At 37.9% G+C, this 19,533-nt stretch carries 16 protein-coding genes; 12 read left to right on the top strand and 4 right to left on the bottom strand.

The genetic code is table 11. The annotated features are described in order from the left end of the window. Positions 1-16 precede the first annotated feature (16 nt). From NP781_RS16220 to NP781_RS16185, 8 genes are all read left to right on the top strand, one after another. Complete coding sequence (locus NP781_RS16220) at positions 17-538, top strand: DUF84 family protein (RefSeq protein WP_257520364.1); 522 nt, start codon at positions 17-19, stop codon at positions 536-538. 94 nt (positions 539-632) lie between these two features. After that, positions 633-1,151 (top strand): hypothetical protein, encoded by a 519-nt coding sequence (locus NP781_RS16215; RefSeq protein ID WP_221681021.1) that lies wholly within the window; start codon positions 633-635, stop codon positions 1,149-1,151. Positions 1,152-1,221: 70 nt separating this feature from the next. After that, positions 1,222-2,040, top strand: a complete 819-nt coding sequence (locus NP781_RS16210) for a DUF1444 domain-containing protein (protein WP_221681020.1) — start codon at positions 1,222-1,224, stop codon at positions 2,038-2,040. A gap of 2 nt (positions 2,041-2,042) precedes the next feature. Next, a complete protein-coding gene (gene ytpR, locus NP781_RS16205) occupies positions 2,043-2,657 on the top strand; it encodes a YtpR family tRNA-binding protein (RefSeq protein ID WP_221681019.1) in 615 nt (204 codons plus the stop codon). Positions 2,658-2,919: 262 nt separating this feature from the next. After that, positions 2,920-6,078, top strand: a complete 3,159-nt coding sequence (locus NP781_RS16200; RefSeq protein ID WP_257520363.1) for a DNA translocase FtsK — start codon at positions 2,920-2,922, stop codon at positions 6,076-6,078. Positions 6,079-6,307: 229 nt separating this feature from the next. Continuing rightward, complete coding sequence (gene murC, locus NP781_RS16195) at positions 6,308-7,621, top strand: UDP-N-acetylmuramate--L-alanine ligase (RefSeq protein ID WP_221681017.1); 1,314 nt, start codon at positions 6,308-6,310, stop codon at positions 7,619-7,621. A 109-nt stretch (positions 7,622-7,730) separates the two neighbouring features. After that, on the top strand, positions 7,731-8,234 hold the full coding sequence (locus tag NP781_RS16190; RefSeq protein ID WP_004226103.1) for a DUF948 domain-containing protein: 504 nt from the start codon (positions 7,731-7,733) through the stop codon (positions 8,232-8,234). A gap of 135 nt (positions 8,235-8,369) precedes the next feature. Continuing rightward, positions 8,370-8,870: a YtxH domain-containing protein gene (locus tag NP781_RS16185; protein ID WP_257520362.1), complete on the top strand. Its 501-nt coding sequence runs from the start codon at positions 8,370-8,372 to the stop codon at positions 8,868-8,870. 53 nt (positions 8,871-8,923) lie between these two features. Here NP781_RS16185 and pilM read toward each other — a convergent pair whose 3' ends face one another. Further along, a complete protein-coding gene (pilM, locus tag NP781_RS16180) occupies positions 8,924-11,077 on the bottom strand; it encodes a pilus assembly protein PilM (protein WP_257520361.1) in 2,154 nt (717 codons plus the stop codon). Positions 11,078-11,250: 173 nt separating this feature from the next. Between pilM and NP781_RS16175 the strand changes: the two genes are divergently transcribed. Then, positions 11,251-12,336, top strand: a complete 1,086-nt coding sequence (locus NP781_RS16175) for a bifunctional 3-deoxy-7-phosphoheptulonate synthase/chorismate mutase (RefSeq protein WP_004226108.1) — start codon at positions 11,251-11,253, stop codon at positions 12,334-12,336. 174 nt (positions 12,337-12,510) lie between these two features. Continuing rightward, positions 12,511-13,515 carry a catabolite control protein A gene (ccpA, locus tag NP781_RS16170; RefSeq protein ID WP_048393506.1) on the top strand — a complete coding sequence of 335 codons (1,005 nt, stop codon included), beginning with the start codon at positions 12,511-12,513 and terminating at the stop codon, positions 13,513-13,515. A 184-nt stretch (positions 13,516-13,699) separates the two neighbouring features. Here the strand turns inward: ccpA and NP781_RS16165 are convergent, their stop codons facing one another. From NP781_RS16165 to NP781_RS16155, 3 genes are read right to left on the bottom strand one after another with little or no spacing between them, the layout of a single operon-like run. Next, complete coding sequence (locus tag NP781_RS16165) at positions 13,700-14,860, bottom strand: acetoin utilization protein AcuC (protein ID WP_257520360.1); 1,161 nt, start codon at positions 14,858-14,860, stop codon at positions 13,700-13,702. After that, positions 14,860-15,507 carry an acetoin utilization AcuB family protein gene (locus tag NP781_RS16160; RefSeq protein ID WP_004226115.1) on the bottom strand — a complete coding sequence of 216 codons (648 nt, stop codon included), beginning with the start codon at positions 15,505-15,507 and terminating at the stop codon, positions 14,860-14,862. The genes NP781_RS16165 and NP781_RS16160 overlap by 1 nt, the downstream gene beginning before the upstream one ends. Before the next feature lie 24 nt (positions 15,508-15,531). Beyond that, positions 15,532-16,164, bottom strand: coding sequence for a GNAT family N-acetyltransferase (locus tag NP781_RS16155; protein ID WP_221681012.1), 633 nt, complete (start codon positions 16,162-16,164; stop codon positions 15,532-15,534). Positions 16,165-16,485: 321 nt separating this feature from the next. Between NP781_RS16155 and acsA the strand changes: the two genes are divergently transcribed. Together acsA and argC are read left to right on the top strand one after the other, a co-directional pair. Beyond that, entirely contained in the window at positions 16,486-18,213 is a 1,728-nt protein-coding gene (gene acsA / locus NP781_RS16150; RefSeq protein ID WP_370635378.1) for an acetate--CoA ligase, read from the top strand. A 237-nt stretch (positions 18,214-18,450) separates the two neighbouring features. Beyond that, positions 18,451-19,485 carry an N-acetyl-gamma-glutamyl-phosphate reductase gene (gene argC / locus NP781_RS16145; RefSeq protein WP_257520359.1) on the top strand — a complete coding sequence of 345 codons (1,035 nt, stop codon included), beginning with the start codon at positions 18,451-18,453 and terminating at the stop codon, positions 19,483-19,485. Positions 19,486-19,533: the final 48 nt, after the last annotated feature.

Raw genomic sequence — 19,533 nt, 5'->3', positions numbered from 1 at the left:
AGAAAGTAGGGATTAAATGAAGATAGCAATTGGCACAACCAATAAAGCCAAAACAGAAGCAGTTGAAGTAATTGTTCGCAAATACTTTGAGGATTCTCTCTTTACTCATGTCAAAGCTGCTTCTGAAGTATCAGATCAACCGATAAGTAATGAAGAAACTAGATTAGGAGCAATGAATCGTGCTAAAAACGCATTGATTTTAACGGATGCAGAATTATCATTTGGCTTAGAAGGTGGCGTAACTGAAATCGATGATGAAATGTACGTTTGTAACTGGGGTGCATTAACTGTATCAGACGGAACAATGTTTACAGCTGCCGGCGCACAAATTATTCTGCCAAAAGAAATTGCCCAGGAAATAAGAACTGGTGGAGAACTTGGACCGATTATGGAGCAATATACAAAGCGTCGAGATATTCGACAGGGTGCAGGTGCTGTAGGTATTTTTACGCAAGGTTTAGTGAGTAGACAGATGATGTTTGAGCATATTGTCTCGCTTTTGGTTGGTCAATATTTGTTCACATTTTCACAAAAATAGTTAAAAAGAATTAGTGGCGAGAGGGTAGTTAGGTTGCATCTTATGAATAATTTTTTTAAAATAGAAAAAAGTTAGTAGTGAAAGGAAGAGAGACATGTTATTTTCATGGCTAAGAGCAATTGGCCTAATGCTTTTACTTCTTGTCCTTTCTGGCTGCAATCAATCTATTGATGATCAAATTGCTAATGGGCTCCAATTAACGGAGAAGGTTTTTGCTGAAGAGCCAGAAGAACATACAGTAGAAATTGGGGATATCAAATTATACTTACCTTCAAACTTTAAAATTGAAGACAGTTCAGATGCTTATAATATTGTGATTTCAAAAGGAAAAGAAAGCTACATTCTTTTTATCAATGATCGTGAAGCACAAGACAGTAAACTTTATTATAGTCTTTTAAAAGAAAATGATGCGGACAAAATTATCGAGGAATCGACTTTTGATAAGGATGGTCGTTTTGGCTTTACAGCGGTTCTAAAAACGGACGAAGAAAATGAAATGGAACTCATTGTAAGTAGTGGTGGTGTGAAGATGACAACCATTTCAAAGGCTAAACAAATTGAAAATAATTTGCGTGAGATGACGAAAATCGTTCATTCGGTTAAGATAAAGTAAATAGAAGGAATGAACAGAACGGTTCACAAACATGTGAGCCGTTTCATTTTGAAGTTAGGATGTGAAAAAGATGAAGCAAATGAAGTCTGAACAACTAGTCGAGCTATTAAAAAAGCATTTAACTGAAGAGAAATATGAATTTCATTTTGATAAAAAGTACGATAAATTACGCTTGAATCATAAGATGATTGAAAAAGGGATGGAGCTCTCCTTACCTGGGATTTTAGCAAAATATAATGAGAAGCAAGAGTCGGCGATTGAAGAAGTTATATATACAATTGAGCAAACCTTTAATGCGATGGTACAAGAAAAAGAACAGGGTTTCCAAACGACTACACAGATTTATCCCGTAATTCGTGCCACTTCTTATCCACAGAAATCGAAAGAAGGGCATGCCTTTATTACAACTGAGCATACAGCTGAAACGCGCGTTTTTTATGCACTCGATTTAGGTAAAACCTATCGCTTTATTGATGAATCCATGCTAGAAGCCTTACAATTAACTGTAGAACAAATTCGAGAAATGGCACGCTTTTCGGTGAAACAACTACCAACCGCCTATAAAAAAGATGAGGTAGCAGGTAATATTTTTTACTTTGTCAATGTGAATGATGGCTATGATGCTAGCCGTATTTTAAATGAGAGCTTTTTAAAAGAAATGCAGGCACAAGTGGAGGGCGATATGACATTATCTGTGCCTCATCAAGATGTATTAATTATAGGTGATATTCGTAATGAAACAGGGTATGATGTATTAGCACAGATGACAATGCATTTCTTTGCAGTCGGTACTGTACCGATTACGTCATTATCTTTTATTTATGAAGATGGGGAACTAGAACCAATCTTTATCTTAGCAAAAAACAGAGTGAAAAAGGAGCAAGAATAACAATGAACGTATTTTACAACAAAGAGCATGTAGGAGATGTCTTACTAGTTCAACTAGCAACGGAGGCCATTGTGAAAACAGAAGTAGAACGTGCTGGTGATATTGCTATTTTAAGAGAAGCTCAAACGGGAGAAATTAAAGCCTTCAATTTATTTAATGCGAGCAGTTACATCCAAACAGATGCTAAAGGCTTAGTAGAAGTGACACCAGAATTAGTAGCACAGCTAGCAGTGGCAATCGAAAAAAATGGAGCTAATATTAATCTTGATGTTGATTTTTCACCAAAATTTGTTGTTGGTTATGTAGAAACAAAGGACAAGCATCCTAATGCTGACAAATTGAGTATCTGTTCAGTCAATGTAGGAGATGAGATACTACAAATTGTATGTGGTGCCCCTAATGTAGAAGCAGGTCAGAAGGTAGTTGTTGCGAAAATTGGTGCCGTAATGCCTTCAGGAATGCTTATTAAAGAAGGGAATTTACGCGGTGTTGAGTCTTACGGCATGCTTTGTTCAGCGCGTGAATTAGCGATTCCTAATGCACCATCTGAAAAAGGAATTTTAGTATTACCAGAGGATGCTATAGTAGGTAGTGCTTTTGAAGCACCAACTAAATAAAAATTTCCCTATTTAAAAAAGAAATTATTAAAATTTAAAGGTTTTATCATGATATTATTCCTTGTGTCAAGGTGAAATGCCCTAAATCGTTATGTTACTAATATGCTAGTAGCATAACGATTTTTTTGTTTAGAATGAGCCTCTAAATGCAAGTTTCAAGACCGTTTTTATGGTATGCTTTTTGATGTAGACATTGAGCTATTGATAAATTTAAAACTAGACAATGCTATAAATGAAGTGTAAGAGAAATGAGTGAAACGAAGTGAACTGGTTTAAAAAACAAATTAGTAAATTTATTAATAAAGAAGATGAAGACTATGAGTATGAAGAATATTATGAGGATTATGGAGAAGTTCAGTCGGAGCAATTACATACACAAAAAGAACCACCAATCTCTAAGCAAAAGACTTTCCGTTTTCCTTTGATTGACGATGATGAAGGTGAGGCTTCCTATACGTCCTCAAAAGAAATGTTTGATCAAATGGAAGATGATGAATATGGACAAATAGGGGAATTATCGTTACCAAAACATTTAAATCATCATATTGTCGATTCTAGTGTTTATGATGTAGAGGTTTCAGGAATTCGAGATTTACTAGCAAATCGCTCTAAACGTACAGGTAGAAAAACAACGATGAAAAGTCAGCCTTCAGAACAAGAATTTCGTTCAAGAGCAAGCTTAGTGTTTCGTGATGCACAAAATGAAACAGCTAATATAAGTCCTATGACTGCACCTGCACCAAAAGAAAAGAGTCAGCGAAAAGAACAAAAAGTTGAAAATATTATGCCTGAGAATCGCAAAAGATTTGTTCCAACAGATGTGCCTTCACCTGTCTATGGTTTTGCAAAACCAAGTCCCATCAAAGAATTATTAGATAAAAGAAAAGAGGAATACGAGAAGCAAGAAACCGATGTACAGGCAGTTGAAAAGGTAACTGTTGCAAAGCCTTTAAAAGAAGCGACAACAAATGAGGTCAATGAAAATATACTAGAAGAAAAAGAGCCGGCTAGCACAAACCAAACGGTTGTATCCGAACACCATGAGATTATTCAATCGAAAGAAATTTTGACAGTAAGTGAACCAATTATTTTTGAGGAAGAACTGTTGGTTGAAGAGAACGATGATAAGGAAAATTTGTCATCAAATGTAGCTGTGCCTCAAACGACTTCTTTTGCTATGGATTTTGAAGGGCAAGAGAAGGAAGCTGTTGTTCAAGATCAAACAGTTCAACAACTTTCAGCAGATCAATCCGAAATCCATGTCAAAGAAATGATTGTGGAACAAGTACAAATTGAAAATTCTACGATCCATATTGGAGAAGTTACTGTCGTTCAACCGTCAATGGATGACCAATCTCCTGATACTGCATCGAGGGAAGACAAAAGTCGAATTCCATTTAATGTACTCATGTTAAAAACAGATAAAGAAAAATGGAGAATCCAACAGCAATTAAAGATGGCTCATCAGCCTATACGTGTAGAGAGCAAGCCGGAAACAGAGAAAAACAAACTAGTGGATGTGATGCCAGAAAAATCATCGTCCTTAGACAGCATGACAACAAATGAAATGTCCGTTTCACCATCAAAAGATGACAACGATTTCCATATGACAGAGAATGTTCAATTGCAAGTAGATGGTCCAGTGCAACTTGATATAAAAGATGAAGTAGAAAGTGTCACTACAAATAGCAATGCTGAAGAGCCTATTGCTGTAATTACAATGGCTCCTGTTACATCAATGTCAAGTATCTCAACAAATGAAAGAATAGAAATTGAAAAAACCACTGCAGATGAAATTTCTGCAACTATTGAGCCAAAGCTTGAGTTAGAACCAGAACTTGAACTAGCTTCAGAACGACTTGAACTAGCTTCAGAACGGGAACAAGTGTCAGAACCAGAACTAGCTATCGAACCTGAAGTCGTTTCAGAAATTGTAGAGTATGCTCCAGTAGAATCTGTTGAGAATCAAGTAGTAGAAGTAGAAGTTGAGTTACCAGCAAAGCCTGCTCACGTCTATCAAAAGCCTACGGATGAATACCTAGAGCCACCAGAGGAAAAAACACAAGATACGGATTGGATGGAGCAACAGGGCGACACATTAGTCGAAGCACTATCTTATTTCCAAGTTTCTGCACAAATTGAATCGATTATGCAAGGTCCTGCCGTTACTCAATTTGAAATAACGGTGAGCCATGGTACAAAGGTTAGTAAAATTCGAAACTTAGCAGATGATTTAAAACTTGCCTTAGCAGCAAAAGATATTCGTATTCAAGCACCAATTCCTGGGAAGAGTTCGATCGGTATTGAGATCCCAAATCGGGTATCACGAGCTGTTCGCTTATCTGAGGTAACAAATAGTCCCTCCTTTGTTGAGTCAGATTCACCATTAGAGGCAGCATTAGGACTTGATTTGACTGGAAAGCCTGTTACGTTAGATCTACGTAAAATGCCACATGGCTTAATCGCTGGTGCTACAGGTTCGGGTAAATCCGTTTGTATTAATTCTATTTTGGTTAGTTTATTATATAAAGCTGCACCACACGAGCTAAAACTCATGCTGATCGACCCTAAAATGGTAGAACTGGCGCCTTTTAACCATATTCCGCATTTAGTTAGTCCTGTCATTACAGATGTAAAGGCGGCAACGGCTGCACTTAAATGGGCAGTTGAGGAAATGGAGCGTCGCTATCAACTATTTGCTCATGCAGGTGCACGTGATATTACACGTTTTAACGCCATAGCAGATAAAAATAATGAACATAGCCTGAAGTTGCCTTACATTTTAATTGTCATTGATGAGCTAGCTGATTTAATGATGATGTCTCCAGCAGATGTAGAGGAGGCCATTTGCCGTATTGCTCAAAAGGCACGTGCATGTGGTATCCATTTAATTGTTGCAACACAAAGACCTTCAGTGGATGTTATTACAGGGTTAATCAAATCAAATATCCCTACACGTATTGCCTTTGCCGTTTCCTCTCAAATTGATTCTCGTACCATTTTAGATGGGCAGGGAGCAGAAAGGTTACTTGGTCGAGGGGATATGCTATATTTAGGTAATGGTATGTCAGCGCCAGTGCGTTTACAGGGAACTTTTGTAACAGATGATGAAATTGAATCGATTATTGAGCATGTTCGTGAACAGGGTGAGCCTGATTATATTTTCGATCAAGAGGAATTATTAAAGAAAACAGAGGTGTCGGCAGAACAGGACGATTTATTTGAAGATGTTTGCCGATTTGTCTATGAGCAAGGTGGCGCTTCTACCTCATTGATTCAACGAAAGTATCATATAGGCTATAATCGTGCTGCTCGTTTAATTGACATGTTAGAATCACATGGTTTTGTTTCGGAAGCAAGAGGAAGTAAGCCACGTGAAAGTTACATTACCGAAGAAGATTTAATTACTATGTTTGAATAAGAATTGCATTGTTTTCGTCTAGATTATCTAATTTACGTCGAATTTAGTTTTTTTAGAAAAGTTACACATCTATCCTTATGCATAAAAAGTGCTATAATAGACAAGATGTGTTGAATAGTACGTATTTTTTAACACTTGTGAAGGTATTAATACCTAACCATTCGTGAAATAATACGATACACCTAATAGATGATAGATGGGATATTGAAATTCCCGGGGGGTTTAATTAATGACAGTTTTTCATTTCACAGGCATTAAAGGTTCTGGCATGAGTTCGCTTGCTCAAATCTTATTTGATGCTGGTGAACAAGTACAGGGCTCAGATGTCGATAAATATTTCTTCACGGAGCAGCCGTTACGTGAACGTAATATTCCAATTTTTACATTTAATGCAGATAATATTAAAGAAGGTATGACAGTGATCGCAGGTAATGCATTTTCTGATGATCACCCTGAATTAGTACGTGCTCGAGAAATAGGTGTAGAAGTCATTCGTTACCATAAATTTTTAGGTGAATATATTGGCAACTATACATCCATTGCCATCACAGGTGCACATGGTAAAACGTCTACGACTGGTTTAATGGCACATGTAGTAGGTGGCTATAAACCGACATCTTATTTAATTGGTGATGGTACTGGGGCAGGTCATGAAAATGCTGATTTCTTTGTGATGGAGGCGTGTGAATACCGCCGTCACTTTTTAGCCTATAATCCTGATTATGCTGTGATGACGAACATCGATTTTGATCATCCAGACTACTTCGCTAATATAGAGGACGTATATTCTGCATTTCAATCATTAGCATTACAAGTGAAAAAAGCAATTATCGCATGTGGTGATGATGAACAGCTTCAACGTATTCAAGCAAAAGTACCAGTTGTGTATTATGGATTTGGTGCCGAAAATGATTTTGAAGCACGTAATGTTGAAAAAACAACTGAGGGTACAAAATTTGATGTTTTTGTACGTAATGAATTTTATAGCACTTTCTTTATCCCATTATTTGGAGATCATGCTGTTTTAAATACATTGGCGGTTATTACGCTATGTGAATATGAAGGCATTTCTCCAGATATTATTCAGGAGCGTTTACACACGTATAAAGGTGTAAAAAGACGTTTTACTGAGACCAATATAGGGGATAATGTTTTAATAGATGACTATGCACACCATCCAACGGAAATTCGTGCGACAATTCAATCAGCACGACAAAAATACCCTGAGCGTGAGCTAGTTGCGATTTTCCAACCACATACATTTACACGTACACAAGCTTTTTTACAAGATTTTGCGGATAGTTTGAGCCTTGCTGATACAGCCTATTTATGTGATATATTTGGCTCTGCGAGAGAAACGCAAGGCGCACTTTCTATTCATGATTTAGCGTCACTTATTGAAGGCAGTGCAGTGATTACCACTGAAGGAATTGATATATTAACAAAACATAATGGCGCAGTATTCTTATTTATGGGCGCTGGTGATGTTCACAAGTTCCAAGATGCTTTTGAAGACGTGCTTAAAAACAATGAAACAGCTTAGTCCGTAGGGGTTAAGCTGTTTTTTCTCAAATTTAAGCAGGAATTCCGTTTTTTTTGTCGAAGATAGGGAAAGTAATAGTAAAGACAATTTACTAGCAGGAGGTCAACTTATGGAAGTGATTTTGTATATTGCAGCCATTATTGCTGCAATCGGTTTTTTAATCTTATGTGTGAGCGTGGGCATGACACTATTCTCGCTTAAATCCATCCTAAACAGCTTAGCTGGGACATTATCTGGGATTGAAGGCCAAATGGAAGGCATTACACGCGAAACAACGTCTTTATTATCAAAAACAAATAGCTTAGCAGAGGATATTCAACATAAATCTGAACAATTAAATTCAGTTGTTCAAGCTGTTAAAGGTATTGGTGACTCCGTTAATGGTTTAAATAATTCTGTTCAGCAGATCACTTCTTCTGTTTCTAAAAGCGTAGAACAAAATGAAGAAAAAATTGCACAAGTTGTACAATGGAGTAACGTTGCGATGGGTATTGCGGATAAATGGAAAAAACGCAAAATCATCGAGCAGGAATCGGTATCACCAGATGCCTATGCATTTGAAACTGTGCAAGTAGAAGAAACACCAAAAAGAAAATGGGGTCGTAAAAAATGATAATTATTCAGTGAGTATTCTATGCTGGCTGAATAAAAATAAAGTCTTAGACATATAAGTTGAAGATGCATCTGTGAAAGTAGATGGACAACCAGTCTAGACAAATTTGATAATTAGATGGGGAGGAATTGTTGCATGACAACTCAAAAGCCAAATTTTAACGAAGTAAAGGAACAGCAGCTTGAAAGTTCTTTGCCTCAGCTTTATCATCCACAAGACTCGATTTATGAAGAGGAGCGTGTTAACATGAAGGATTTTGTGATTGGCGCATTAGTTGGTGGAATCGTAGGGGCTGCTGCAGGTCTACTGTTAGCTCCAAAATCAGGAAAAGATTTACGCAGTGATGTGGCTGTACAAGCTGTTCAGCTAAAAGATAAGAGTGCAGACTTCTCGACAACTGCAAAAGATAAAACAGTTCAACTTTCTAAACAAATTCAAGAACAATCTACACAATTAGTAGAGAAAGTAAAAACACTAAAAACCGCAAAAGCACCAACTGTTTTTGATGATGGTACGGTTTCCTTTGAAGGGGAAGAACCATTAGAGGATTACATTCCAAGTGAGGAACCAAAAGCCGAAGAAACGACAGAAAACGCAGATCAAAAAGAAGAAACAAATGAAGAAGTTCGTGCATAATGCATAATATAAAGGGATACGTTACAAGATAAAATTGTAACGTATCCCTTTTTTTAAATGATAGGTGTAGATTCTAATATTATTTCTAATTGATCACCACCAAATATCTCTGTATCAAAGCTCGCTGTCTGGCCATTTCTTAAAATTGTAAAATTCCCCTTAAAGTTGCTTGGTAGCTGCCAATTAGAGAATCGGAAAACATCTTGATAAATCCAACGACTGCGATCCTTTTCTTTAAATATTAAAGTCGCTCCATTGTGTACAGTGGACTGTGGTGATACAACCATTTTATTAACAATTGCTTCATTTGCAGTCTTCTTTAGTTCCAAAACTTCCTGTTGGAAATGAATAATGATTTTATCCTCTAGCAAAAGATTCATTTGGTCTGCGATGTGTTGTACTGTTGGTAGAGATGGTTGTTGGAAGCTTATCACATCTCCATTTTGTACAGCATAGCTCAATTTTGCTACTTTTCCATTAATCATTAGCTGAGGGGAAAATTCTGGTAAATATAAAGGTTGTCCATCCACTTGAATCGTATAGGACTCAAATTGTTTTAACAAATGCCAATTATTAGTGATTTTAAAGACATCCTCAATTGTTTCGGCAATATCAAAAACGACGATATCACGATCATTTAAAACGGTATCGAGTGATGCAGAAGAGTTATTGACAGTAATTTTCGGCTCAATCACATATTTGGTGTTTTGAATTGTCACTGTCTTTATTGCTGCATCATCTATAAGATCTCTTACTGTAGCCGTCGCCTGTTGCCCATCTTGGCCTTCTATTAACTGAATGGCATCTCCAGTTTTAATCAGGCTTTTTGTAGATGCCTGTTGCCCGTTTACCAATATTTCAGCAGGCTGACCATGTCCGCCTGGTATAAAAATGTCCTGTCCGTTGACACTGATAGATAGCCCATGTCCTGGTTTTCCATATAATTGCTTTGCGCGAATATTTGCAGCTAGAAAGGCATCAGCCACAGTCATTTCTTTTAGTTCAAAAAGACGTACCACTTGATTATTGACTGTTAAACTCATATATTGAATCGGCATCTTTTTAGCAGCAATGGCAATACCAATAGGTGTGACTAATTCAGGTGAGGCTTTTATATGTTCTTCTTTTGTTAAGTTTTGAATAGCATCAATGCCTCGAACAGCAATACGATTAGCTGGTAAATTTAGAACTTGACCTAGTTCTGTAGTAAGGTTGGGTGTTAAACTACCTCCACCAACCAGCATAACGGCTTTGGGTGCTACTCGGTTATTGAGTCGTAAAATTTCTTCTCCGATAGACTTCGCCAACTGTTTCACTGCAGGCTCAATAGCTAAAAAAACCACTTCTTTGGGATAGAACTGATCAAAGCCTAAAATATCTTGAATCAATATCTCTTCAGAGGTTTGTAGCTGACGTTTAGCCTCTTCAGCTACAGGGAAGTCTAGCAAATAGTGGTCGCTTAAAGCTTCTGTTATTTCATCGCCAGCTGTAGGGACCATGCCATAAGCTACAACTGTACTTTTATCCGTAATGGCAATATCTGATGTCCCTGCCCCTATATCAACAAGTGCCACATTTAAGCGACGCATCGTTGGAGGAATCAGCACATTAATGGCAGCAATCGGTTCTAACGTCAATGCTTCCATCTCTAAATCAGCTCGTTTAAGAGCAGCAATCAATGATTCCACCACCACCCGAGGTAGAAATGTTGCTATCACTTCGATTTGGGCTTCATCCCCTTGTTGATCCAACAGGCTTCCAATCTCCTCGCCATCCAAGCGATAATACAGGACTGAGTAACCTACACAATAATAGTGGCTAATTTTTGCATCCTCTTTTTGTTGCAAGAGTTGCTGCTGTGCTTGTTGAACAGCCTGAAGTTCCAAGCGACTAATATCTTCTTCAGTAAAAATGGGTCGATTACGTATATTGATGGTCACACTAGCTTGTTCAGTTTTCAAAGATCGACCTGCTGCAGCGACACTTACCTTTGTGAGAGGTCCATGTTTCTCTTCAAGTTCACGTTTTATTTCATTAATTAATTCTGCCACATACATGACATTATGTATTTGTCCATCTACCATGGCACGTTCTTTATGCTCTTTTACTAAAATATCTTCCACATGAAAATGGTCATTTTCTTCTTGGAGAATAATCCCGACCACAGAGCGAGTGCCAATATCAAGTGCGAATAGTTTAGAACTCAATGTAATCGCTTCCTTTCGCGTCATACTTGAAAATAATTTAGCGAGTTGAAGCGCTAAATTAAAAATGCGTGACATTCTGAACAACATTGATTATAATAATGCTATTATCTAAAAATGTAACATACATTTCAGAGTTCTGAAAGTGTCTGTCATGAGGAGAGGAGCAAGAAAGCATGAGCCAAAAAGATTTAGAAAGCTTACGTAGTCAAATAGACGGTTTAAACTTAGAAATTCTTCGTCTAATTAATGAGCGTGCAGCTGTAGTTGATGAAATCGGTAAAATTAAAGAAAAACAAGGTGTGAATCGCTATGATCCGCTGCGTGAAAGACACATGCTTGATCTTATTAAAGAACACAATCAAGGTCCATTAAACCAAATGACGGTTGATTATATATTTAAGCAAATCTTTAAAACAGCTTTAAAACAACTTGAAGCTGATAAAAAGAAAGAGTTGCTTGTATCTCGTAAGAAGAAGTCAGAAGATACAATTATTAATATCAATGGTGAATTAATTGGACAAGGAAAACCATCTTTCGTATTCGGTCCTTGTGCGGTTGAATCTTATGAGCAAGTAGCAGCAGTTGCCGCTTCTATTAAAGCAAAAGGCGAAAAGTTAATTCGTGGTGGTGCTTATAAGCCACGTACTTCTCCTTATGACTTCCAAGGTCTTGGATTAGAAGGTCTGAAAATCTTAAAACGTGTGTCCGAGGAATATGGTTTAGGTGTTATTACAGAAATCGTGACACCAGGTCATTTAGAGGAAGCATTGGATTATATTGATGTCATCCAAATTGGTGCACGTAATATGCAAAACTTTGAATTATTAAAAGCAGCAGGTGCAACAAATAAACCTGTATTATTAAAACGAGGCTTAGCTGCAACAATTGATGAATTCATTCATGCTGCCGAATACATTATGTCTAAAGGAAATGAAAACATTATCCTTTGTGAACGTGGTATCCGTACTTATGAAAAAGCAACTCGTAATACATTAGATATTTCAGCCGTACCAGTTTTAAAACAAGAAACGCATTTGCCAGTATTCGTAGATGTTACGCATTCAACAGGGCGTCGTGATTTATTATTACCATGTGCAAAAGCAGCGATTGCCATCGGTGCTGATGGCGTTATGGCAGAAGTGCATCCAGATCCATCTGTTGCATTGTCTGACTCACAACAACAAATGGACATCCCAACATTTGACGCATTCTATGAAACACTACAAAAATTCATGAAAAATCATGAAATTCATGCTTAATTGTTAACAGCGAACACCGCTTGCTTACTTCGGCAGGCGGTGTTTGTTATATCGTGACAAAATAATGTCTAGAATAGGACTATTAGTACTTGGTTTTTACGTAGTTCTTCTTGAAAATAATATGAAAATTATCGTATGATAAGGCTATAATAGGAAAAAAGGGAGGCACGTACGATGACTGTTACAATTTATGATGTTGCAAGAGAAGCAAATGTTTCTATGGCAACGGTCTCTCGTGTAGTCAATGGTAATCAAAACGTAAAACCAGCAACACGAAAAAAAGTACTAGAAGTAATTGAACGATTAGAATACCGTCCAAACGCAGTAGCGCGTGGATTAGCAAGTAAGAAAACAACAACAGTTGGCGTGATTATCCCAGATATTGCAAACAATGTTTATGCAGAGCTGGCTCGTGGTGTAGAGGATATTGCCACAATGTATCGTTATAATATTATTTTAGCCAACTCAGATCAACATGAAGATAAAGAGTTACAGCTACTGGATACTATGCTTGGAAAACAGGTTGATGGTATTGTTATGATGAGTGATGAGGTTACAGAAAAGATGCAGCAAACGATGGATCATTCGCCAGTACCAATTGTGCTTGCAGGCTCTGTGGATGAATCCCAAACAATTGCAACTGTCAATATCGATTATTTCCAGGCGGCTTATGAAGCTATTTCATTACTTATTCAAAATGGCCATACACGGATTGGTTTCGTAACGGGTCCACTTTCGTATACAATTAACGGAAAATTCAAGCTAGCAGCCTATAAGAAAGCATTGCAGGATGCTGGTTTACCAATAGATGAAGCATTAATTGCTGCAGAAGAGTCCAGCTATGATATGGGCTTAGAGGCATGGGAAATTTTATCTGCACTTGAACAGCCACCAACAGCTTATTTTGCAGGAAGTGACGAACTGGCCATCGGTTTAATTCATGGCGCACAAGATGCGGGCAAAAATGTTCCAGAAGATATTGAAGTTATCAGCTTTGAGAACTCAAAGTTAGCACGAATGGTTCGTCCACAGTTAACAAGTGTCGCGCTACCGCTTTACGATATTGGAGCTGTTGCAATGCGTCTGCTGACAAAATTAATGAGCAAGGAAACTGTTGAGGACGAAGCGGTTATTTTACCACACCGTATTGAGCATCGACAATCTGTCAAAAGTAAATAATGATACCTAACACGTAAATCGCTTATGAAGGATTTGCGTGTTTTTTACTGGAAGGAACGTCAAAAATAGAGGATAGCGTTTCAAAAATGAGGGATAGAACAAAAGAATTGATGGATATACGACCAAAAGACCAAAAGCATTAATCTAATTTAAAAAGCCCCACGAATATCGTGAGGCCAAGAAATTAATCCCGTCTTTCATTCCGAATAATATATAGCGATTTGGCTAACATTTGAGCATTCTTTTCCTCTATTTCTGCTTTACGCGGAATTGGCTCATATAAAGGCATCGGGTCCTCCCATGTTGGAATAAAAGGAACAGGGGCTTCTGGTTGCCAGCGATCCAACCATGCTTGAGGGAGTGGCCCCATTGGTAACACTTGGTCAGTCATTTCCAACCATAACATGGACCAGGCACGGGGCACCACTCGCCAAATATCGTAGCCACCGCCACCCACTGCAATCCATCGACCATCACAATATTCATGTGCTAATTGATGAGCTAGCTTAGGAATTTCGCGATAAATATTCATTGTTCCATGTAAATGTGTTAATGGATCAAAATAATGTGCATCTGCCCCATTTTGCGTTAATACAACATCTGGCTTGAAAAATTCAAAAATCTCTCGCATTGACTGTTCATAGATCTCTAGAAAACTTTCATCCTCAGTAAATGCATCCATTGGAAAATTAAAGGAGGTTCCATAGCCTTGACCATTGCCACGCTCAGTAATATTTCCGGTTCCAGGGAATAGATAACGACCAGTTTCATGTATGGACAGTGTACAAACATTAGGATCCTCATAAAAGCTCCATTGGACACCATCCCCATGATGGGCATCTGTATCTACATAAAGTACACGAGCGTTGTACTTTTCCTGTAAGTAACGAATAGCCACTGTGCTATCATTGTAAATACAAAAACCTGATGCACGACCACGGAAACCATGATGGAGTCCTCCACCAAGGTTAAGGGCGTGTTCGGCTTTTCCTTCCATTACATAATCAACAGCGGTTAAAGTTCCACCAACTAGCTGTGCACTTGCTTCATGCATATTTTCAAAAATGGGGGTATCTTCAGTGCCAATCCCGTAGCTTTCACATTGTGCTTCTGATAATTCACCATGCCCTGCTTTTTTTACGATATCTATATATTTTGAATCATGTGCAAGCAATAGTTCTTCTTCCGTTGCAACACGTGCTGGTACAATATCTACATCATCGAGAGCATTAATATTTTTTAGTAAATCCATAGTTAGCGTCAAGCGTTTATGATTGAAAGGATGTGTATCTGAAAATTTATATCCGAGTTGTTCTGGCGAGTAAACGAATACAGCCTTTTTCATTATAGTGAAACACCTGGTAAATTTGGCCATAGGACATCAAAGCCCTCTTTGCGTAGATCTTCAATCATTGCTAAAGGATTTAGTGTTTTTACTCGGACGCTTAAAATTTTGTTTTGTGTATTTTCAGAGTCAGGATAAACTAAGACGCTTTGAACATTGGCATGATGTTGATGAAATATTTTTGTAATTTCAAATAAAACTCCCGGTGTATCGGATACCCGAATCTCGATTTTTGACCCAGGCTCTGTAGCACCAGTCAGCTCTATATATGTATAGAGTAAATCTGTTGTGGTAACAATGCCTACCAATTTTCCACCAGAGACGATAGGTAAACAGCCTATTTTTGATTCGTAAAACGTCAGTGCTACCTCTTCAACAAAATCTAGTGGATGACCTATAAGGGGGTCTTTCACCATAATATCCTCTACTTTTGCATTAAAAATAGGAGAGTTTGGTTCATCCTGCAAAGATGAGGGCAAGACCTCTTTAATATCTCGTTCAGTAATTACTCCTAAAACGTGTTGTTCATCATCTACAACTGGTAAATGACGAACTTTCTTTTCACGCATTAACTTTAGTGCCTCCTGCACTGTATTGGTAGGAGCTAATGTATAAGGCTTATCATTCATAATTTCTTCTACAATCATATATGCATCCCCTTTGTATTAGTTTTAATACATGAAACGATTTCTAAAACGAAGTCTATCAAATCTTTCCATTGTCTCAGGAGGCACCCGTTTTCCTTCGCGTGCCATCAGGCAATTGGCTGGATGTGATGTAATTTCAGGATCATCTGTTGCAAAATATTCGAAACCAGCAGAGCTCATCATTTTCTCCATCATTTTGCGGTAATCCCAAACATTTAAACCAGTTCCTTTTAAATCCCAATGCCAATAGTACTCGGTAGTAATCACAAGATAATCTTCCATTTCATCCCCCATAAATGAAACGGCTAGTAGTGCCTTCCCAGCACCAGTACCACGGTAGTCTGGAATGACTTCAATGGCACCTAATTCAATCATGTCATCGATACGATCTTCTGCCCATCGTTCAAGTGGATCAGGGTAAAGATAGGTAACATAGCCTACAATAATATCTTGGTTTCGAATAATAATAATTCGGCCTTCGGGTAGTCCAGCAATTTCTATAAGGGCCTGCTGTTGCTGTTTTGGAGGTCTGAAGGCAACCAAGCCTTCATGGAATGAATATGTAGCTAATTTTTCTGGAGGCACAGGTCCTTCCACATACACAGTACCATGCTTTGTTTCCTTTGTGACAGAAAAAAAAGTTTTTTTATGTTCCATAATTACACCACCTGAGTTTAATAATTCCATTATAGCTGATTTCTTGCGTAAAAACGCTTATTTTTGCAAAATATACCTGTATTTTTGGAAAAATAAAAATATTGAGACAATCCATCCTAATTCGTGTAAAATAAGATTATATTGCTTCTGTTATTTAACAGATAAAAGTAGTGCCATTAGGGATTCGACCATTAATACTACGGATAACTGTTATATAACAAATGCTACATATCAATTTTGCTTTTGAAAAATTCTCTGATTTTCAACAGGGGGGATTGTTGAAATTTAGTCAAAAACAAAAGCAAAGAAAGGGGTATTTTCATGGGGATGAAAATGAAGGAGAAGTTAATGGCTTTACCTGGTCAACACCATTTAACGAATTATGAAGAAGTGGCAGAATCTCATAATTGGGCAGATACGGAAAAGGCATTTAGTTGGAGCGAAACAGGTTTAGTGAATATGGCATATGAGGCCATTGATCGCCATACCGAAACACACCGCAAAAATAAGGTGGCATTGTATTTTAATGATGGTAAACGGAAAGAGGCATATTCATTTAATGAAATGAAAAGGTTAACAAACAAAGCAGCAAACGTTTTTAAAACGACTACTAATCTGCAGAAAGGTGATCGTTTATTTATTTTTATGCCTCGTTCACCTGAGCTTTATTTTTCATTATTAGGTGCGTTGAAAATGGGGGTTATTGTTGGACCATTGTTTGAAGCTTTTATGGAAGGTGCCGTGTATGATCGACTTGCTGATAGTGAGGCGAAAGTATTAGTCACGACACCCGCTTTACTTGAACGTGTACCTTTAGCTAAATTACCTAAATTGGAGCATATCTTTTTAGTAGGGGAGGGCATTGAGGAAACAGCTCAAATCCTAGACTTTACTAAACATTTAAAAGAAGCTTCCGCTCATTTTGATATAGAGTGGGTAGACAGAGAAGATGGGATGATTCTTCACTATACCTCTGGATCAACAGGTGCTCCAAAGGGCGTATTGCATGTCCATAATGCTATGATTCAGCAATATCAATCGACGCAATGGGTACTTGATTTACGTGAAGATGATATTTATTGGTGTACAGCCGATCCTGGATGGGTTACAGGAACAGCCTATGGCATTTTTGGTCCGTGGTTAAACGGTGTAACAATGCTAATCGTCGGAGGAAGATTTTCACCACAAGCATGGTATCAGGCTATTGAAGATTATAGTGTGACAGTGTGGTATAGTGCACCAACAGCGTTCCGTATGCTGATGGGGGCAGGTAGTGGCTTGCTTGAAAGCTATGATCTAACATCTTTACGCCATGTGCTGTCTGTTGGTGAGCCGTTAAATCCAGAAGTTATTCGCTGGGGAGTAGAGGAACTAGGTCATCGTATACATGATACATGGTGGATGACAGAGACGGGAGCACATATGATTTGTAATTATCCTTCGATGGATATTAAGCCAGGTTCAATGGGGAAACCTCTTCCTGGTATTCATGCGACGATTGTAGATGATGCAGGCAATGAGGTACCACCATTTACAATGGGGAATCTAGCTATTCGTCGTGGTTGGCCTGCCATGATGCGCCAAATTTGGGGAAACCCAGAGCGTTATGAGTCTTATTTCCTGAAAGGAGAATGGTACGTTTCTGGAGATTCTGCCTATATGGATGATGAAGGTTACTTCTGGTTCCAGGGGCGTGTGGATGATGTCATTATGACGGCTGGTGAACGTGTAGGACCTTTTGAAGTAGAAAGTAAGCTACTTGAGCATCCGGATGTAATTGAAGCAGGTGTTATCGGGAAACCAGATCCGGTGCGAGGCGAAATCATTAAAGCCTTTGTATCCTTACGAGAAGGGGTTGAACCTTCTGATGCATTAATTGAAGATATACGTGATTTTGTTAAAAAAGGTTTATCTGCACATGCAGCACCACGTGAAATAGAATTTAAAGATAAATTGCCAAAAACACGTAGTGGTAAGATTATGCGTCGTGTTTTGAAAGCTTGGGAATTAAATTTACCAACTGGTGATTTATCAACAATGGAAGATTAATTAATTATCTAAAACATCAATTGATATTTATACAACATGTGCATAAAAAGAAGGCAGGGATTCATTCGATGGGCGAAAGGATTCTTGCCTTCTTTTTTCTGTTTTTACAATAGTATAGAAGTGAGAGTAGGTGAAATATTATCTGTTTCAAAAAAACAATGAATTAAATAAAAATTCAGTTGACTTAATAAATATGCAGACGTATACTATTTTTAACTTATTTCAGAGGTGAGTGCAGTGAAAGTAGGTATTGTTGGAGCAACTGGATATGGTGGTCTAGAACTTATTCGATTTTTACATAATCATCCAGCTGTGGAACGAATTGATTTATTTACTTCTTCAGAAGAGGGTGTCCAATTTTCTTCGAAATTTGGTCATCTTGTTAGGATAGCTGATACACCGTTACAAAAGATAGCGTATGACACTTTAGAAAAATTCGATGTTGTTTTTACGAGTACACCATCTGGAGTGACAAGTGAGCTATTACCGCCTTTGGTTGGGAAAGGACCAAAGCTAATCGATTTATCTGGTGATTTTCGGTTAAAAGATCTAGCAAGCTATGAAACCTGGTATGGCAAAAAAGCTGCACCGTTCCATAGTGTTCAACAAAGTGTATATGGTTTAACAGAATGGAATGCAGAGCTTATACGTCAAGCAACACTCGTTGCTAATCCGGGTTGCTACCCAACAGCAGTTTTATTATCCTTACTACCACTTGTAAAAGAACGTTTGATTGATCCTAGTTTTCTAGTTATTGATGCAAAGAGTGGCATTTCAGGAGCAGGCAATAAGCCCTCACAAACTACCCATTTTAGTGAGACAAATGAGAATTTTTCGATCTATAAAGTAAATACACATCAACATATTCCCGAAATTGAACAGGCACTTTCCATGTTTGCTCAAGCAGATACAAAGGTTACTTTTAATACGCATCTGGTTCCAATGACTAGGGGAATTTTGGCGACCTCCTATGCACCAGTAATGCAGGGAATTACAGATTCGCAATTGATCACTTGCTTACAGGCAACCTATGAGAATCACCCATTTGTTCGAATCGTTACGGATGCATCTAGTTTAGGGACAAATCGTGTCAAGGGATCAAATTATTGTGACATTCTAGCGAAAGTAGATCCCCGTACAAATCGCGCTACAATTGTTAGTGTAATTGATAACCTTGTCAAAGGAGCAGCAGGGCAAGCTATCCAAAATATGAATGTGCAATTTGACTTACCCCAAACGACAGGGCTAGATGTCGTACCGTTCTTTATTTAACAGCATGCAGGAAACTGTATGCTTCTCTTATTTATTAATCTAAGGAGG

The sequence above is a fragment of the Lysinibacillus sp. FN11 genome (assembly GCF_024628845.1).
GTDB lineage: Bacteria > Bacillota > Bacilli > Bacillales_A > Planococcaceae > Lysinibacillus > Lysinibacillus capsici.
The sequence above is the reverse complement of the archived record's forward strand: the minus strand, read 5'-3'. Positions and strand labels throughout refer to the sequence as shown.

What these genes read in the sequence shown, in the direction of transcription:
- NP781_RS16220 (WP_257520364.1), top strand. Translation starts at nt 17, where the DNA reads ATGAAGATAGCAATTGGCACAACCAATAAAGCCAAAACAGAAGCAGTT.
- NP781_RS16215 (WP_221681021.1), top strand. Translation starts at nt 633, where the DNA reads ATGTTATTTTCATGGCTAAGAGCAATTGGCCTAATGCTTTTACTTCTT.
- NP781_RS16210 (WP_221681020.1), top strand. Translation starts at nt 1,222, where the DNA reads ATGAAGCAAATGAAGTCTGAACAACTAGTCGAGCTATTAAAAAAGCAT.
- ytpR (WP_221681019.1), top strand. Translation starts at nt 2,043, where the DNA reads ATGAACGTATTTTACAACAAAGAGCATGTAGGAGATGTCTTACTAGTT.
- murC (WP_221681017.1), top strand. Translation starts at nt 6,308, where the DNA reads ATGACAGTTTTTCATTTCACAGGCATTAAAGGTTCTGGCATGAGTTCG.
- NP781_RS16190 (WP_004226103.1), top strand. Translation starts at nt 7,731, where the DNA reads ATGGAAGTGATTTTGTATATTGCAGCCATTATTGCTGCAATCGGTTTT.
- NP781_RS16185 (WP_257520362.1), top strand. Translation starts at nt 8,370, where the DNA reads ATGACAACTCAAAAGCCAAATTTTAACGAAGTAAAGGAACAGCAGCTT.
- NP781_RS16175 (WP_004226108.1), top strand. Translation starts at nt 11,251, where the DNA reads ATGAGCCAAAAAGATTTAGAAAGCTTACGTAGTCAAATAGACGGTTTA.
- ccpA (WP_048393506.1), top strand. Translation starts at nt 12,511, where the DNA reads ATGACTGTTACAATTTATGATGTTGCAAGAGAAGCAAATGTTTCTATG.
- NP781_RS16165 (WP_257520360.1), bottom strand. Translation starts at nt 14,860, where the DNA reads ATGAAAAAGGCTGTATTCGTTTACTCGCCAGAACAACTCGGATATAAA.
- NP781_RS16160 (WP_004226115.1), bottom strand. Translation starts at nt 15,507, where the DNA reads ATGATTGTAGAAGAAATTATGAATGATAAGCCTTATACATTAGCTCCT.
- NP781_RS16155 (WP_221681012.1), bottom strand. Translation starts at nt 16,164, where the DNA reads ATGGAACATAAAAAAACTTTTTTTTCTGTCACAAAGGAAACAAAGCAT.
- acsA (WP_370635378.1), top strand. Translation starts at nt 16,486, where the DNA reads ATGGGGATGAAAATGAAGGAGAAGTTAATGGCTTTACCTGGTCAACAC.